At 62.5% G+C, this 17,390-nt stretch carries 15 protein-coding genes; 9 read left to right on the forward strand and 6 right to left on the reverse strand.

Features of this window, described 5'->3' with window-relative positions; translation table 11 throughout:
- Positions 1–3 precede the first annotated feature (3 nt).
- Positions 4–1,116: an S-(hydroxymethyl)glutathione dehydrogenase/class III alcohol dehydrogenase gene (locus ACT6QH_RS10080; protein WP_444974700.1), complete on the reverse strand. Its 1,113-nt coding sequence runs from the start codon at positions 1,114–1,116 to the stop codon at positions 4–6.
- 25 nt (positions 1,117–1,141) lie between these two features.
- Positions 1,142–1,453, reverse strand: coding sequence for a metal-sensing transcriptional repressor (locus tag ACT6QH_RS10085; protein WP_444974701.1), 312 nt, complete (start codon positions 1,451–1,453; stop codon positions 1,142–1,144).
- A gap of 244 nt (positions 1,454–1,697) precedes the next feature.
- Here ACT6QH_RS10085 and ACT6QH_RS10090 point away from each other — a divergent pair, with 244 nt between their 5' ends.
- From ACT6QH_RS10090 to ACT6QH_RS10115, 6 genes are all read left to right on the forward strand, one after another.
- Complete coding sequence (locus tag ACT6QH_RS10090) at positions 1,698–3,929, forward strand: DUF3141 domain-containing protein (RefSeq protein WP_444974702.1); 2,232 nt, start codon at positions 1,698–1,700, stop codon at positions 3,927–3,929.
- A gap of 174 nt (positions 3,930–4,103) precedes the next feature.
- Positions 4,104–5,312, forward strand: a complete 1,209-nt coding sequence (locus ACT6QH_RS10095; protein ID WP_444974703.1) for a polysaccharide deacetylase family protein — start codon at positions 4,104–4,106, stop codon at positions 5,310–5,312.
- Positions 5,313–5,520: 208 nt separating this feature from the next.
- Entirely contained in the window at positions 5,521–6,579 is a 1,059-nt protein-coding gene (locus tag ACT6QH_RS10100) for an HlyD family secretion protein (RefSeq protein ID WP_444974704.1), read from the forward strand.
- Between the two features lie 17 nt (positions 6,580–6,596).
- Positions 6,597–9,305 (forward strand): ribosome-associated ATPase/putative transporter RbbA, encoded by a 2,709-nt coding sequence (rbbA, locus tag ACT6QH_RS10105; protein WP_444975136.1) that lies wholly within the window; start codon positions 6,597–6,599, stop codon positions 9,303–9,305.
- A gap of 1 nt (position 9,306) precedes the next feature.
- A complete protein-coding gene (locus ACT6QH_RS10110) occupies positions 9,307–10,482 on the forward strand; it encodes an ABC transporter permease (RefSeq protein WP_444974705.1) in 1,176 nt (391 codons plus the stop codon).
- 79 nt (positions 10,483–10,561) lie between these two features.
- On the forward strand, positions 10,562–11,224 hold the full coding sequence (locus tag ACT6QH_RS10115) for a GAP family protein (protein WP_444974706.1): 663 nt from the start codon (positions 10,562–10,564) through the stop codon (positions 11,222–11,224).
- A gap of 3 nt (positions 11,225–11,227) precedes the next feature.
- Here the strand turns inward: ACT6QH_RS10115 and ACT6QH_RS10120 are convergent, their stop codons facing one another.
- The 3 genes from ACT6QH_RS10120 to ACT6QH_RS10130 all read right to left on the reverse strand — a co-directional run bounded on the left by ACT6QH_RS10120 (position 11,228) and on the right by ACT6QH_RS10130 (position 13,099).
- Entirely contained in the window at positions 11,228–11,674 is a 447-nt protein-coding gene (locus ACT6QH_RS10120) for an RrF2 family transcriptional regulator (RefSeq protein ID WP_444974707.1), read from the reverse strand.
- Between the two features lie 51 nt (positions 11,675–11,725).
- On the reverse strand, positions 11,726–12,295 hold the full coding sequence (locus tag ACT6QH_RS10125; RefSeq protein WP_444974708.1) for a septation protein A: 570 nt from the start codon (positions 12,293–12,295) through the stop codon (positions 11,726–11,728).
- A 189-nt stretch (positions 12,296–12,484) separates the two neighbouring features.
- The gene (locus ACT6QH_RS10130) at positions 12,485–13,099 is read right to left on the reverse strand and encodes a biosynthetic peptidoglycan transglycosylase (RefSeq protein WP_444975137.1); all 615 of its coding nucleotides are present in this window, start codon (positions 13,097–13,099) and stop codon (positions 12,485–12,487) included.
- Positions 13,100–13,472: 373 nt separating this feature from the next.
- Here ACT6QH_RS10130 and ACT6QH_RS10135 point away from each other — a divergent pair, with 373 nt between their 5' ends.
- The 3 genes from ACT6QH_RS10135 to ACT6QH_RS10145 all read left to right on the forward strand — a co-directional run bounded on the left by ACT6QH_RS10135 (position 13,473) and on the right by ACT6QH_RS10145 (position 16,540).
- The gene (locus tag ACT6QH_RS10135; RefSeq protein WP_444974709.1) at positions 13,473–14,414 is read left to right on the forward strand and encodes a polyprenyl synthetase family protein; all 942 of its coding nucleotides are present in this window, start codon (positions 13,473–13,475) and stop codon (positions 14,412–14,414) included.
- A gap of 220 nt (positions 14,415–14,634) precedes the next feature.
- Complete coding sequence (apaG, locus tag ACT6QH_RS10140) at positions 14,635–15,027, forward strand: Co2+/Mg2+ efflux facilitator ApaG/CorD (RefSeq protein ID WP_444975138.1); 393 nt, start codon at positions 14,635–14,637, stop codon at positions 15,025–15,027.
- A 10-nt stretch (positions 15,028–15,037) separates the two neighbouring features.
- Positions 15,038–16,540, forward strand: coding sequence for a TrkH family potassium uptake protein (locus tag ACT6QH_RS10145; RefSeq protein ID WP_444974710.1), 1,503 nt, complete (start codon positions 15,038–15,040; stop codon positions 16,538–16,540).
- Between the two features lie 48 nt (positions 16,541–16,588).
- Here ACT6QH_RS10145 and ACT6QH_RS10150 read toward each other — a convergent pair whose 3' ends face one another.
- Positions 16,589–17,374, reverse strand: a complete 786-nt coding sequence (locus ACT6QH_RS10150) for an SDR family oxidoreductase (RefSeq protein WP_444974711.1) — start codon at positions 17,372–17,374, stop codon at positions 16,589–16,591.
- Between the last annotated feature and the right edge of the window lie 16 nt (positions 17,375–17,390).

The following is a 17,390-nucleotide window of genomic DNA, read 5'->3' on the forward strand; positions in this document are numbered from 1 at the left end:
GCCTCAGAACATCACGACAGAGCGAATGGATTTGCCTTCGTGCATCAGGTCGAAGGCGGTGTTGATCTCTTCCAGCGGCATGGTGTGGGTGATGAGATCATCAATATTGATCTTGCCCTCCATGTACCAGTCCACGATCTTCGGCACATCGGTACGGCCGCGCGCGCCGCCGAAGGCCGAGCCCTTCCACACCCGCCCGGTGACGAGCTGGAACGGCCGGGTTGCAATCTCCGCACCGGCCGGCGCAACGCCGATGACCACCGAGGTGCCCCAGCCGCGATGGCAGCATTCCAGCGCCTGACGCATCACATCCACATTGCCGGTGCAATCGAAGGAGAAATCCGCCCCGCCATCGGTGGCGTCAAGAATGGCGGCCACAACCTTGTCTGCCCCCACCTCGCGCGGGTTGATGAAATCGGTCATGCCGAACTTCTTCGCGATTTCGACCTTGGCCGGGTTGATGTCCACGCCGATGATCTTGTCCGCACCCACCATACGGGCGGCCTGAATGACATTGAGGCCGATGCCGCCGAGGCCAAACACCACCACATTCGCGCCCGGCCACACCTTGGCGGTGTAGATAACCGCACCCACGCCCGTGGTGACACCGCAGCCGATATAGCAGATCTTGTCGAAGGGGGCGTCCTCACGCACCTTCGCCAGCGCGATCTCCGGCAGAACGGTGAAGTTGGAGAAGGTGGAGCAGCCCATATAGTGGAACACTTCACCACCATCGCAGGAGAAGCGCGAGGTGCCATCCGGCATCAGGCCCTGGCCCTGGGTGGAGCGGATGGAGGTGCACAGGTTCGAGCGCTGCGACAGGCAGGTTTTGCACTGGCGGCACTCCGGCGTGTAGAGCGGAATCACATGATCGCCCGGCTTCAGCGTGGTGACGCCAGCGCCCACCTCGCGCACAATGCCTGCGCCCTCATGGCCAAGAATGGCGGGGAACTTGCCTTCCGAATCCAGCCCCGAAAGGGTGTAGGCGTCGGTGTGGCACACGCCGGTGGCCATGACTTCCACCAGCACTTCGCCGGCCTTGGGGCCGCCGATTTCCACGGTTTCGATGGTGAGGGGCTTGTTGGCCTCCCAGGCGACTGCGGCGCGAGACTTCATGGCCGGTGTCCTTCTTTCGGGAACGCTATTTCAGATAGGTGCGGATGATGCGCATGATCTGGTCGATCTCTCCGTGCACATCGGGCGGAGAGATATGCTCTTCGGCCGGCTCCGCTTTGCGCGCAGGGCAGCCGGTTTGCGCGAAGGTTTCACGCAGGTGACTTTCCAGCACCTCCGCCATCAGCCCGTTGGTGGCCCCGCGCAGGGCCGCAAGCTGTTGTAGCAAGGCCCCGCATTCCGTACCGGCCTCCACCGCGCGTTCCAGCGCGGCCGCCTGCCCGCGAATGCGCGAAAGGCGGGTGATGACCCGTTTCTTTTCCTCGGGGCTATGGGGCATCGGACCAGTCGGCTCACATACTGGGGGAGAGTATATTCACTCAGTGCTATATACTGGCCGGGAGTATGGCAAGGGAAATTTCCTCACCGTTTCCCCTCGCGTCTCACACCCTGTCAGGCTGGCTCTTCACGCTTGCGCGAGAAATGCCGCACGCCTGCAATCTGAACGCGAAAATGACGTAAAGTCTGATAAAATCCGACCGGAACAAGCGGCAGATCCGCCCATATGAAAGGGAACGCCACGGATGACCGGAACAACAGCACAGGCCCATGAAGGTTCCGCCACGCCCCCCAGCAATATCGCCCTGGCGGCGGTGGAATATGCGGTGGATGCTTGGCAACGCGCCATTCTCTATGCCGATGTGCGTCGCCAGCGGGGAGACCAGTATCAGGCCCATATGGCCGAAACTGTGCCCAATGTGCTGAACTTTCCGGCCGAGTTGGTGATGGATGGGCGCAACCTGCCCCGGCCAGTCAATTACGGGCTGGTGCGCATCCCCGCCCCGGAAGACACACCAACCGACCCGGCCAAACGCCCCTTCGTGATTGTGGACCCGCGTGCCGGCCATGGCCCCGGCATTGGCGGGTTCAAGCCCGATAGCGAGATTGGCGCGGCGCTCAAGGCAGGCCATCCGTGCTATTTCATCGGCTTCACGCCCTACCCCCAGCCCGGCCAGACCATTGAAGACGTGATGCACGCCGAGGCCGCCTTTCTGGAAAAGGTGATCGCCCTGCATCCAGATGCCGGCAAACCGGCCGTGATCGGCAATTGTCAGGCCGGCTGGCAGATCTTGATGACAGCGGCGATGCGCCCGGAACTGTTCGGCCCCATCATCGTGGCCGGCTCTCCGCTCTCCTACTGGGCCGGCTGGCCAGGCAAGAACCCGATGCGCTATTCCGGCGGCGTGCTGGGCGGAAGCTGGATGACCGCACTGGCGGGCGATCTGGGCCACGGCCTGTTTGATGGCGCATCCCTGGTGCAGAATTTTGAAAATCTGGACCCGGCCAATACGCTCTGGAAGAAAAACTACAATCTTTACGCCAATATTGACACTGAAGCCCCGCGCTATCTCGGGTTCGAAAAATACTGGGGCGGCCATGTCTTCCTGAATGCACAGGAAATGCAATATATTGTCGACAATCTCTTTGTCGGCAACCGGCTATCTTCCGGCGAAATTGTCACCTCGGATGGGGTCAGGCTGGATCTGCGCAACATCCGCTCCCCCATTGTGGTGTTCTGCTCCAGGGGCGACAATATCACCCCGCCTCCGCAGGCGCTGGGGTGGATCACGGATCTCTACCAGAGCGACGAAGAATTGCTGGGCCATAACCAGACCATCGTCTATGCCATGCATGACAGTATTGGCCATCTCGGCATCTTCGTTTCCGGCGCTGTCGGACGCAAGGAACATCGCAAATTCGCCAGCAATATCGAATTGATCAATCTCATGCCGGCGGGCGTCTATCAGGCCGTGATCGCGGAACAGGATGCCGGTCCACACGCGCCGGAAGACGATGCATATCTGATGACCATTGAGCGACGTCGGCTGGAAGATGTGCGCCAGGTGGTGCAGCCCGACCCGAAAAGTGACCGGCGCTTTGCCGCCGTCGCCCGTCTGTCGGAGATCAATCTCAGCCTCTATCGCAATTTCATGCAACCCTGGGTCCGCCTGATGGCGACCAGCCAATCTGCCGAAATGTTGCAGAAGCTGCACCCGCTGCGCATTTCCTATGAGTTGTGGTCCGGCCGCAATCTCATGGCCCCGGCTGTGGCGCGGGCGGCGGAACAGGTGCAGGCCCATCGCCAGCCTGCTCCGTCGGACAATCTCTTCCTCAAGATGCAGAATGACGCTTCAGAGCTCATCATCACCGCGCTCGATAACTGGCGCGATCTGCGCGATGCCGCCTGTGAGCGCTGGTTCGAGATGTTCTATGGCTCACCACTGATCTCCGCTCTGGCGGGGCTGGACGCCCGGCCCGGCATGGATGTGCGCCCGCATCTGGGGGTGGCGCCGGAATATCGCGCCATGCTGAACACGGAGCTGGAGACCCTGCGCGGCGAGGTGAATGAAGGTGGCTTGCTGGAAGCCGGCCTGCGCGCCTTGGGCTATGTGGGCAAGGACCACCCCGGATTGAATGAGCGTCAGTATAATCTGGCCATCGAACTGCGTCCCGGCCTGCGCACACTGCCGGCGGAACAGTTTCGGCGAATTGTACGTCGTCAGGCCGGGCTGATGCTGCTGGAGCCGGAGGCCACCATGGCCGCCCTGCCCCTGCTGCTCTCACGCGCGGCCCCGCAGGATATCCGCACCACCGCACAGGTGCTGGAGCAAGTGCGCAATCTCGGTGCGCCCCCCACGCAGGAGGAACAGAACCGGCTGAAGGAGATGCTGGATCTGTTTGAAACCGCCGCTCAGGCGCAGGAAAGCGGGAAAGCCCCGCAAAACAGCCCGGAGAGCCACCTGAAGCTGGTGTGAGGCCGGAAATGCCCCCTTTCCGGCCTCAGTATGGGCGGAAAGGGCTGGCACATGCAGAAAGCACCAACTACACGTACAGGTTGAATCTTCCGCTGCGTCGCGCTTCACGATTTATCCACGAAATTGAGGAAAACTGGGCGCACTGGTCTTGATCTTGTAACGAAAGTGATCGCCGTGAAACCCCTCGTGCTTCTTTCCGGGTGTCTGGCTCTTGGTGCCGCCGGCGTCGCTTTTGCCTTCGCCCCCGGCCTGACGGAGAAGACGCCCACCCAGGCTGAACTGGTGAAGGCCGCCCTTTCCGCTCCGGATGTGGTGCACAAGGCCCATGACACCTTCCGGCAGGAGGAGTTGAAGGCGCTGCCTGAAACGCCCTCCTCCATCGCCGCGCGCAAGGCGACAAAAACCGCGCTGGTATCTTACATGGAGGAGCGCGAAGCCGTGCGCGCCGCCGCAGAAACCGTGCGCACCGCCACGGTGGAAAGCGTAGCTGGCAAGCGACAGGTTGCCTATCGCTCCTTCAATGTGGACCAGCCCTATATCGCCCTCACCTTCGATGATGGCCCCAACCCGGAGACCACCCCCCGCCTGCTGGACATGCTGAAGGAGCGCGGCGTGAAGGCCACCTTCTTCGTGCTCGGCACCCGCGCCGCCAAGCACCCCGAAATTCTGCGCCGCATGGTGGAAGAAGGGCACGAAATCGGCAATCACAGCTGGAGCCACCCACAGCTCACCCGCATCAGCACCGCAGCCTCCGACAAGCAGATTACGGATGCCTCGCAGGCCATCTTCGACGCCACCGGCCAGCGCCCGGTCTATCTGCGTCCGCCCTATGGGGCCATGCGCGGCACCCTGCAAAACCACATCCACCAGAAGTTCGACATGAGCTTCCTGTATTGGAGCATCGACCCGCTCGACTGGAAATATCGGGACTCGAAGGTGGTTTACGAGAATATCATCTCGCAGGCCAAGCCCGGCGCCATTGTGCTGATGCATGATATTCACGCCACCACGGTGGATGCCATGCCGCAGGTGCTGGATGATCTGATCGCGAAGGGCTACCGCTTCGGCACCATCACCCAGATGGTGGCGCTGGACAAGACCGGAAAGCCGGCGGCCCGCCATGTGGCCAATGCCCGCCCCGCAGCCTCGCCTGAAACCACGGGCAGCATTTCCACGGCCCGCATCGCCTCCCCGCGCCCGGCTCCGGCCCCGCAACCGGCCATGCGCCCTGCGACCCGCCCCGCCGCGGCCCCGCCTCCGCTTTATGCGCCAGCGCCTGCCACCGCCGCAGCGCAAGGCCAGCAGAGAGTCACCACGGCATCATCCGAGCCACGGCCGGCACCTGCCACGGCCTATGCTCCGCCCGTAAGCGGGCTTTACTGAGAAACACAGGGGCGCTCCATTCCGGGCGCCCTTTGTTTTTTGCCCCTTCATGCCCTTGCCCGCAGATACACCGCGCGCCAGAGGCTGCCGGCCGAATTTGATCTGCGCAGAGCATTGCAAAAAATGCGCGCCTCCCCGCCACATTGACAAGCACCACAGAAGAGGCCCATGCCTGTGGTCAAATTATCCTGCGGAGGCTGCCCCGCCGATGAAGCGCATCTCTCTTGTTCTGCTCGCCACTTTCATCCTTCTGTGTGTAGCTGGCGTATATCTTTACTACAGCATGTATGCGCATGAACTGCCGCCGGGCATTGCTTCCGGCAATGGGCGCATTGAGGCGACAGAGGTGGATGTGGCCACCAAGGCCCCCGGCCGCGTGCTGGATGTGCTGGCCGAGGAAGGCGATTTCGTCAAGAAGGGGCAGATTGTCGGCCATATGGATGTGGCCGAAACAGAAGCCGCCCTGCGCGCCGCTGAGGCCCAGGCTGCACAGGCCCGCAAGGCCCGTGATGAAGCCAGCCATGTGATCGAGCAGCGCAAGGGTGAGCTGGAGTTGGCCACCAAGGAGCTGGAGCGCCAGGAAACGCTGGTCGCCAAGGGCTTCGCCACCCAGCAGAAGGTGGATCAGTATCGCACCACCCGCATCACCGCCATGGCCGCTCTGGCCGCGGGCGAGAGCAGCAAAGCCGCTGCGGAAGCCGCCATCCGCGCGGCCGATGCCGAAGTTGATCGCCTAAAACGCATGGTAGATGACGGCACGCTGGTCGCCACCGTTACCGGACGCGTGATCTATCGCCTTGCGGAACCGGGTGAGGTACTGGGCGCCGGCGGCAAGGTGCTGACCCTGCTGGATCTTTCCAATGTCTACATGACCATCTTCCTGCCTGCGGCCGATGCCGGCCTTCTGGCGCTGGGCAGCGAGGCCCGCCTGGTTCTGGAGCCCCTGCCCAACCGCGCTGTGCCGGCCAATGTTTCATTTGTTTCCGCCCGCGCCCAGTTCACCCCCAAGCAGGTAGAAACCCAGAACGAGCGCGACCGCATGATGTTCCGCGTGAAACTGCGCGTGCCCCAGATTCTGGTGGATCACTATCTGGAGCATGTGAAAACCGGCGTCACCGGCGTAGGCTATGTGCGCCTGAACCCGAATGTACAGTGGCCCTCCTGGCTCCAGTCCGATCTGGTGGAACAGGCCAAGGCTGGCAATAAGCCGGGCGAGCCGGGCCCCGCCGGCGGGGATGTGAAGCAGGATCGTGAGGTCGTGCAGTGACAGGCCCTTCCGGCCCGATGGCGGAGCCTGCGCTGCGCCTTTCCGGCATCCATCACCGTTATGGCGCGGAGCAGGCGGTGAAGAAGGTGGATCTGACTATCGCGCGCGGGGCTTCCGTAGCGCTGGTCGGGCCGGATGGGGTCGGTAAATCCACCCTGCTGGGGTTGATCTGCGGGGCCAAGCGCATTCAGGGCGGCACAGTCGAGGTGCTGGGGGCCGATATGGCCAAACGGCATTCGCGAGAGAGTGTACAGCCGCGCATCGCCTTCATGCCGCAGGGGCTGGGGCGCAATCTTTACCCCAACCTCACCGTGGCCGAGAATATCGCCTTTTTCGCCCGTCTGTTCGGTGAAAATGCCGATGCTGGCGGCGCGCGCGTCGCCCCGCTGCTGGAGGCCACCGGCCTCACCCCCTTCACTGACCGGCTGATGCGCAAGCTCTCCGGTGGCATGAAGCAGAAACTGGGCCTGTGCTGCGCGCTGGTGCATGACCCCGACCTGCTGGTGCTGGATGAGCCTACCACCGGGGTGGACCCGCTCTCGCGCCGCCAGTTCTGGGAATTCATTGACGCCATCCGTGCCGAACGGCCGGGCCTCACCCTGCTTGTCGCCACATCGGATATGGATGAGGCGACCCGCTTCGACCGGGTGGTGATGATGGATGACGGGGCGCTTCTGGCTGATGGCACCCCCGCCCAGTTGCTTCAGAAAACGGGCGAAGCCAATCTGGAACGCGCCTTCATTGCCCTGCTGCCTGAAGACCGGCGCGGCGAAACCTGCGCCGATATCGAAAGCGCCCCCATTCCGGCCGATGCCCCCATCGCCATCGCCTCCCGCGGGCTCACCCGGCGGTTCGGCAGTTTCGTGGCGGTAGATCATGTGAGCTTCGATATTCGCCGTGGCGAGATTTTCGGCTTTCTCGGCTCCAATGGCTGCGGCAAATCCACCACCATGAAGATGCTCACCGGCCTTCTGCCAGCGAGCGAGGGCGAGGCCCGGCTGTTCGGCGTGCCGGTGAACCCGAAGGATATCGAGACGCGCCGGCGCGTGGGCTACATGTCCCAGGCCTTCTCGCTTTATGGCGAGCTTACCGTGCGGCAAAATCTGGAACTGCACGCCCAACTCTTCAATCTGCAAGAGGCCGACGCGAAAGCCCGCATTGACGAGCTTCAGCGTGATTTTGACCTGTCCGCCCATATGGACGCCCGCTCTGAAGGGCTGCCCTTGGGCGTGCGCCAGCGCCTGTCTCTGGCGGTCGCCATTCTGCACCGGCCGGAAGTGCTCATTCTGGATGAGCCCACCTCCGGCGTGGACCCGGTGGCACGCGACAATTTCTGGGATCATCTCCAGCGTCTCTCGCGCGAGGAGCAGGTCACCATCTTCGTCTCCACCCATTTCATGGCCGAGGCCGAGCGATGTGATCGCATCTCCTTCATGCATGCTGGCAAGGTCATTGCGACCGGCACGCCGGATGAGCTGAAGCAGGCCCAGAACGCGCCCTCGCTGGAGGCGGCCTTCATCTCCTATATGGAGATGGGCGGGCGAGCGGCTGAAACCCACGCCAAGCCGCCGGCACCCGCCGCCCATGGCGCGCGCCGGCATACCGCCTTCTCCCTCACCCGGCTGGGTGCCTATGCCTGGCGTGAGACGCTGGAACTGCAACGCGACCCGGTGCGTCTCGCCTTCGCCCTGCTGGGCACAGCGCTGCTGATGATTATTTTCGGCTATGGCATCACGCTGGATGTAGACAAGGTGCGCTTCACTGTGCTGGACCGCGACCAGACACCGGAAAGCCGTGCCTATATCGACGAATTTGCCCATTCCTCCTATTTCGTCGTGCGCCCGCCCGCCACCAGCCCGCAGGAACTGGAACGCCGGCTGCAATCCAACGACATCGCCTTTTCCATTGAGCTTCCGCCGGATTTCGGGGCTGATCTGCGCTCCGGCCGACCCACGGAAGTGCTGGTGACTCTGGATGGGGCCATGCCCTTCCGGGCCGAAACCATCAAGGGCTATGTGCAGGCGATTCATCTGCAATTTCTGGAAAAGGCGGCGCAGGCCGCCGGCCAGAATGTGACCAGCCTGGCCACGCTGGAAACACGCTACCGCTATAACCAATCCTTCGAGAGTGTTGCGGCCATGGTGCCGGCGGTGATCGGCCTGCTTCTGGTCTTCATTCCCGCCATTCTCACAGCCCTCGGCGTGGTGACGGAGAAGGAGCTTGGCTCCATCACCAATCTCTATGTCACCCCGGTTACCAAGCTGGAATTTCTGCTGGGCAAGCAGGCGCCTTATGTGGCGGTGGCGCTGTTCAATTTCGTGGTGATGGTGCTGATGGCGCTGTTCCTGTTCGGCGTGCCGCTGAAGGGCTCACTGCTGGGGTTGACGCTGGGGGCCATCGCCTATGTGCTGGCCTCCACCGCCATCGGGCTGGTAGCCTCCACCCTCACCAACACACAGGTGGCCGCATTGTTCGGCACCGCCATTGGCACCATGATGCCGGCCACGCAATTTTCAGGCCTGTTGCAGCCGGTGGCGACCCTCACCGGCGCGGGCTGGGTAGTAGGCACCTTCTTTCCCACCACCTATTTCATGCGCATCAGTGTGGGGGCCTTCACCAAGGGGCTTTCCTTCTCGGAACTTGTGCCCTTCATTCTCTCCACGGCATTGTTCTGGCCGGCATTGCTGCTCATCGCGCATCTCATCTTGCGCAAACAGGAGACGTGAGATGACCTCTTCTTCCGTTCCTCCTGCGGCAACTCCTGTCCATCACGGGCTGGCCGCCAGCCTCGGCAATATCCGTCACCTGCTGGTGAAGGAAATCATCAGCCTGTGGCGGGACAGGGCCTTGCTGATCCTTGTCATCTATGCCTTCACGGCCGCCATTTATATCCAGGCCAACGGTATGGTGCATGACCTCAATCGCGCCACCATCGGCGTGGTGGATGAGGATAATTCGCCCCTCTCCCAAGCCCTTCAGGATGCCTTGCTGCCGCCGCGCTTCCAGCCACCTGTCGCCCTGACACCCGCTCAGGCCGATACGGAAATGGATGCGGCGCGCTACACCTTTGTGCTGAACTTCCCGCCGGAGTTCCAATCCGATGTGCTGGCGGGGCGCTCTCCCAAGGTGCAGCTTCTCATTGACGCCACGGCACTGATGCAGGCCGGCATCGGGGCGGCGAATCTGACCGCCATTTTCCAGCAGGAGGTTCAAACCTTCGTCGCCCGCAATGGCCGCAAAATCGCCACGCCGGCGGAACTCCAGATCCGCGCGGCCTTCAATCAGGGGCTGGAATCTTCCTGGTTCACGGGCACGATGGGGCTCATTTCAAACATCACCATGCTGTCCGTCCTGCTGGCCGGCGCGGCGCTCATTCGCGAGCGCGAGCATGGCACGCTGGAACATCTGCTGGTGTTGCCGGTGCGCCCCTCCCAGATCATGCTGGCGAAGATTTTCGCCAACGGCGCCTTCATTCTGGCCTGCACTCTTTTTGCGATTCTGGTCATTCTGCAACTCATCATGCAGATGCAGATTTCCGGCTCCATTCTGTTGTTCATGGCCGGCACCGCGCTTTATCTGTTCTTTACAGCCTCGCTCGGCATCTTTCTGGGCACGCTGGCCGGCTCCATGCCACAGTTCGGCCTGCTCTTCTTTCTCATCGTGCTGCCCATGAACATGCTCTCCGGCGGGTTCACCCCTCTGGAAAGCATGCCTCAATGGCTACAGATGGCGATGCAGGTTTCGCCCTCCACCCAGTTCGTGTCTTTCGCGCAGGCCATTCTCTATCGTGGGGCAGGGCTGGATATTGTCTGGCCGCGCTTTCTGGCAACCTTTGCGGTAGGTATGGTGTTCTATGGCATCGCGCTGGCGCGCTTCCGCTCCTTCCTCGCCTCGCAGCAATGAGGCGGGAGCAGAGCGCGCATATCACGGAGCCGCCACCGTCCGGGAATTTTCACCCCAGCCCATAGAGTGAAGGCCCGATATGATGACGACCAATCTGCTGGATGTATTCACCCATGGGCTGGGCGTTGCGATCAGCCCGCTTGTGATTATCGCCCTTGTCATGATCCTGCTTTCTCCACGCGCGAAAGAGAACGGGATCGCCTTTCTGGCAGGCTGGCTGTTCGGGTTGGGCGCGCTTGGCGGCGTCATCTTCATGATTGGCGGCTTGAGCGGCATGGGGCACAGGCCCGTCATCCACGGCGCGCTGGCCCTCACCTTCGGCCTGCTCTTGTTCGCTCTGGCCCTGCGCAGTTGGGGGCATCGCAAGGACAAGCAAGAGACCTCCCGATGGCTTTCCGCCGCAGATCATTTCACACCCCTCCAGGCCGGCGCGGCCGGGTGTTTTTTTGCAGCGATCTATCCGAAAAACCTGATCCTGACCGCCGCCATGGCCTCGAAACTGGCAGAGACGGCCAGCCCGCAGCGTATTGAGGATTACGGCCTGTTCATCGTGATTGGCAGCCTCACCATTGCCGGCCCGGTGGTGCTGTATCTTCTGGCCGGAAAAACCATTCAGCCCCGTCTCGATCGTAGCAAGGACTGGCTGGTGCAGCACAGCCGGCAGATACTGATCGCGCTGCTCTGCTTTTTTGGCGCCAGGCTCTCCATACGCGGGCTTCTTCTGCTCACCGGCGGCGGGTGAAGCTCAGATATAGTCCACGAAAGAGGCAAATTCTTCCTGCGAGAGATCGCGCATCTGGGCGAGAGTGTATTTGTCGAGCACCGTGCCAATCGCATCACGCACCCGCACCATCAGCAGGCGCACTTCACACCGGCTCACGTCACAATCCTCGCAGGGCTCATAGGCATTGCGGCTGGCGCAGGGGAAAGGCGCAAGCGGCCCATCCAGCGCGCGGATCATGTCGCCAACGATGATCTCTTCCGGCGGGCGGGCCAGCCGGTAGCCGCCCAGCTTGCCCTTCTTGCTGACCAGAAAACCGGCATTGCGCAATTCACCCAGAATCACATCCAGAAACTTTTTCGGAATCTGGTTGGTCTCGGCAATATCCGCCACCTGTGTGGAGGCCCCCGCAGGCAGGCGGGCCAGATGCACGGTGGCCTTGAGGCCGTATTTGCCCTTCTTTGTCAGCATTCAGAACCCCTTCAGATAAGGCTTATGGGGGCCCGCACCACGCACGTCAACTCAGGGGCGTGAGGCCCCCTCCTCTGCGGCGTCATCCTTCAGTTCATGACGCACCATCAGCGGGGCCTGCGCCATGACGAACACCACGGTCAGCGGCAGGAAGCCGAAGGATTTGAAAGTCACCCAGGTGTCCGTGGAAAAATTGCGCCACACCAGTTCATTCACCACCGCCATGACGAGGAAGAACAGCCCCCAGCGCAGGGTGAGAATACGCCAGCCCTCATCCGTCAGCCGCACCATGTCATCAAACACATAGGGCAGCAGCGGCCGGCGCACCGCCAGCCCACCCAGAAGCACCACGCCGAACAGCGCATAAATGATGGTGGACTTGATCTTGATGAAATGGTCATCCTGCAACCACAGGGTCAGGCCACCGAAAATCACCACCAGAAAGGCGGAGACCAGCGGCATCACGGCAATGCGGCGGGCCAGCACCCACATCACCCCCAGCGCCACAAGGGTGGCCACCATGAAGACGGCCGTGGCGGTGAAAATGCCGGCATAGCTGTTGGTGAGGAAGAACACGCCCAGCGGGCCCAGCTCCAGCGCCATCTTGAGAAGCGGGTTCATATGCCCACGGGCGGCGGGGGCTGGGCGCGGCGAAGTCATCGGATCAGACATAAAAACGGCTACCAGTCAGGTCACGCATGGGGAGACGCATGGGAGAAAAATCCTTCATCATCTGCCTTCATCTGGACCGTGCAGCGGGCCGGATCAAGGGTTGGGCATGAAAAGCCGCCCAAAGACAGGTTTCGCAGCTCAATAGATACAGGCTGCGATCTGCGGCCCCTCTTTCGGCACACGCGCCTGAAGGCGGGCCGCCAGCCGGCGCACACCCGGAGAAGGCGCACCGGCATGGCGGCGCTGCGGGTTGGGCAGCATCACCGCCAGCAAGGCTGCCTCGCGGGCGGAGAGTTTCGAGGGCCGCACACCAAAGGCGGCCTGAGAACCCGCCGCCACGCCGAATTGCCCATCCGGCCCCCATTCAGCGATATTGAGATAGATTTCCAGAATGCGCCGCTTGCTCATCACCAGATCGAGCCAGACAGCCAGCGGCATTTCAAACAGCTTGCGCAGAATTTCCGGCTTCTGCCACAGGAACAGGTTCTTCACCACCTGCATGGTGATGGTGGAAGTGCCGCGCAGATCATCCAGCCCCTGCGCCCGCGAGAGCATTCGCCCCATTTCAGTGATGTCGATACCGCCATGCCGGCAGAATCCAGCATCTTCCGAGGCGATAACCGTGCGCACCAGCGCCGGCGAGATGTCTTCTATCGGGGTCCACTGCCGCTCCACCGGCTGGGCTGTCACCCAGCGGGCCAGCATGAGGGTGGAGACCGGGTTCACCCAGTTATAGAAAATGGCCAGCACCATCGGCACCAGATAGAGAATGGCGACAATCTGGAGCAGCAGGCGCAATATCAGCCCTCCCTTTTCATCCGGCCGCGCAGGGTAAAGATTTCTGCCGGCGGTGGCGAGGGCCGAAGCGCGCCCATTCCCATCTTCTGCGAATGTCATGCCGGTTTATGCTCCAGGCATGACAGTCTCCCGCCTTTGCCATCTGCATGTGACCATCTTTTGGCAACGCCATGGGCCGCCCCTATGGGCAAGCTGGCAAGAGATGTGTAGGTACAGGCTGGGCTACGCCTGATCTGAAGCCGGATCACGGTTCATGCGCCACACACCTGTCTTTCGCTTGCCTGTCCCCTGACTGTCCCTTGCGTCTCTCTGTCTGATGAGGCTGTTCGTGACCCATTCCATCATCACCCGTCTGGAAGCTGCCGCCACCGCAACAGAGGCGCGCCTTGTCGCTGCGCTGAAGGATGTGCCCCTGCCCGGTGAAATCCTGCGACCGGAGCGGCTGATGGCGGCCATGCGCCATGGTGCGCTGGCTGGTGGCAAGCGGCTGCGGCCCTTTCTGGTGCTGGAAAGCGCCGCCCTGTTCGGCCTGCCCCGGCAACAGGCACTGACAGCGGCGGCAGCAGTGGAATGCGTGCACTGCTACTCGCTGGTGCATGATGATCTGCCCGCCATGGATAATGATGATCTGCGGCGCGGGCAGCCTACAGTGCACCGCGCCTATGATGAAGCCACAGCCATTCTGGCTGGTGATGGCCTGCTGACCCTCGCCTTCGATCTGATGTGCGATGACGCCACCCACCCTGATCCCAAGGTACGCCTTGCGCTCACACGCGGCCTGGCGCGGGCCTCCGGTGTGGGCGGCATGGTGGGCGGGCAGATGCTGGATCTGGCGGCGGAAGGCCGCTTTTCCGGCCCGGATGGCGCAGCCGGAACGCCACTCGCCCTTTCCGCAGATGAAATCATCACCCTTCAAAGCATGAAGACAGGGGCCTTGCTGGCCTTCGCTGTCGAGGCCGGCGGCCTTCTGGGGCAGGCAGATGCGCCCGCCCGCACTGCCTTGGCCAGCTATGGCCGGGCACTGGGCGCGGCCTTCCAGATTGCCGATGACATTCTGGATGTGGAAGGCTCCGCCGAGGCTATGGGCAAGAAGGTGGGCAAGGATGCTGCGGCCGGCAAGGGCACGCTGGTATCCACCTTGGGGCTGGATGGCGCACGAGCCCGCCTGGCCACCCTCGTCGAAGAGGCGCAACAGGCGCTCGCCCCCTTTGGCGCACAGGCGGAAACGCTGATCGAGGCCGCCTATTTCGTCGCCGCCCGCCAGAACTGAAACGCGCAGGCGCTGCGGCCCGAACCCAGCCGCAATGCCTGTTTGCAGCCCCTTCACCGTGCGCTCTCCACACCCTGCCCGGCCGTTCCACGGCCCTGTGCCCCCGGCTTGGGCAATATGCTATGGTGCCGCGGCCTTGCGTGCTTCGGCCGCCTTTATCATGGTTCGTGGCGGGCCGGCGCTTTCTGCCGGCACTGGCCCTGAGGGAGATTCACCCGAAATGTACCGCGCCACCACCCGGCAGATTCAGGTGACTGTCACGCCCCGCTACATGGCCGAGCGTTCCGAGCCGGACCACAGCCGCTATTTCTGGGCCTATACAATCGAGCTGGCCAATCTTGGCTCCGAGACCGTGCAGCTGAAGACCCGCCACTGGATCATCACCGACGCGCTGGGCCGCACCGAGCAAGTGCATGGCCCCGGTGTTGTGGGAGAAGAACCCGTGCTGCCCCCTGGCGGGCACTTCGAATATACCAGCGGCGTGCCGCTCTCCACGCCAACAGGCATCATGCACGGCAGCTATGACATGATCTGCGAAACCGGCGAGCGTTTCAGCGTGGAGGTTCCCGCCTTCTCGCTGGATCTGCCTGATGCCCACCGCATCCTGAACTGAAGCCGCCCACATGCACCTGCATTCCGCGCACCTGCCCGAGATCGAGACCCGCGCCGTCTCCATCCTCGATATTCGCCCGGTCGTGGCCATCCTTGGCATTCTGCTCTCCGTTCTGGGCGGCAGCATGCTGATCCCCGCAGCCGTGGATTATGCCTATCAGTCCGGCGGGCACTGGGCGTTCATCGGCTCTGCCGCCATCACCGTCTTTGTGGGCGTGTTGATGTGGATGGCCGGGCGCTCCACCGAAATCCGCAAATTCGATTTGCGACAGGCCTTCCTGCTCACCGGCAGCGTGTGGGTGGTGCTGACTGTTTTTGCCGCCCAGCCCTTCATCTGGGGGGGCGCGCATCTGTCCTTCACCGATGCCATGTTCGAGAGCATGTCCGGCATCACGGCCACCGGCGCGAGCGTCATGTCCGGGCTGGATGCCCAGCCGCGCGGCATTCTGCTGTGGCGGGTCATGCTGCACTGGTTCGGCGGCATCGGCATTATCGCCATTGCCATCGCCATTCTGCCCATGCTGGCCATTGGCGGCATGCAGCTGTTCCGCACAGAATCATCCGACCAGTCAGAAAAGCTCATGCCGCGCACCGGCTCTATCGCCAAGGGTCTTCTGGTCGCCTATTCCCTGCTCACCGTGCTGTGCATTACCGGCTATGCCATGGCCGGAATGAGCACATTCGATGCCGTGACCCTCGCCATGTCGACGGTCTCCAGCGGCGGCTTCGCTAATTCCGATTATTCAATGATGGTGTTTGACGAGCCGCGCGTGGAATATGTCGCCATCGTCTTCATGCTTCTGGCGGCCCTGCCCTTCACCCTTTATGTACGCGCGCTGAATGGCGATGTCCGCCGGCTTTTCCTGAATCCCGAGGTGCGGGTTTTCTTCCTGATCGTCGCCCTTTTTACCGCCCTGTCCTTCTCCCAGCAGGTGATGCAGGGCGTGGCCGATGGTGAGAAAGCCTTCAGGGGAGCGCTGTTCACCGTCTCCTCGGTGATCTCCACGACCGGGTTCATGGCGGTGGATTATACCAACTGGGGAGCCGCCTCGGACGCGATTTTCTTCGTGCTGTTGTTCTTCGGCGGGTGCACCGGCTCCACCTCCGGTGGGCTCAAGGCCATGCGTATCGCCATTACCGCAAAGGCCATTCGGCAGCATCTCAAGCGCATCTGTTTCCGGCGCGGCGTGTTTCCGCTGCGCTATGGCGGCGCCACGGTGGATGACAGCGTCGTCACCTCCGTGCTCAATTTTGTCTTTCTCTATCTGCTCACCTTCGTGGTGGTCGCGCTCATCCTCAACCTGATGGGGCTGGACCCGATGACAGCCGCCAGCGCGGCCATTGCCAGCGTGGCCAATGTGGGTCCGGCTCTGGGGCCGGTGGTGGGGCCTTCCAGCAATTATGCCGGCCTGCCAGACCACGCCATCTGGGTTCTCACCCTGGCGATGATGCTGGGCCGGCTGGAAATTCTCACCGCTCTTGTGCTGTTGCAGGCCCGGTTCTGGTCTCGCTGAAAACCGCAGACGGAATGGCCTCATCCATTCCGTCTGAAGCCGCCTGTTTCAGAAATGCGCGAGATAACCGCCATCCACCGCCAGCACATGCCCGGTGATGTAGGAGGCCGCTGGCGAAGCCAGAAAGACCGCTGCGCCAGCCACTTCCTCCGGCCGGCCCCAGCGGCCCAGTGACGTGCGCCGGGAGAGCCAGTCTCCAATCTCGCGATCATCCGCCCAGGGCAGGTTCGGCTCGGTCAGGAAATAGCCTGGCGCAATGGCGTTCACCGTTATGCCATGGGCCCCCAGATCCGCCGCAAGCGCGCGTGTGAAGGCGGTGATGGCACCTTTCGCCGTGGTATAGGCGGTGTCTCCCGCCCGTGAGATCAGCCCCGCAATGGACGCGATATTGACGATGCGTCCATACATGTCGCCGCCCGCGCGCGCCCGCGCAACCATGGCCCGCGCCACCAGTTGGGTCAGGTGAACCGGAGCCAGCAGATCCTCATCCACCAGCTTGCGGAAATCCGCCATCTCCATATCCAGCAAGGCCCGCCTATCACGCGAGCCGGCATTGTTCACGAGGATATGGATGGGCGGCGCACTGGCGAAATGCGCCTCAACGGCTTCCACATCGAACACATCCAGAATACAGGAACTGGCATCCCCGCCTTCTGCCCGCAAAACCTCCACCGCATGCGCCACGCGGCCTTCATTGCGCCCATTCACCAACACATGCGCCCCGGCCTGCGCCAGCCCTCGGGCAATCTCGAAACCAAGCCCGGAAACAGAGCCCGTCACCAGCGCCGTGCGGCCGGCGAGAGAAAAGGGCATGGGGAGCGCAACAGGGGTCACAGCACATCTCCAGCAG

The organism is Haloleucobacter albus, assembly GCF_052492075.1.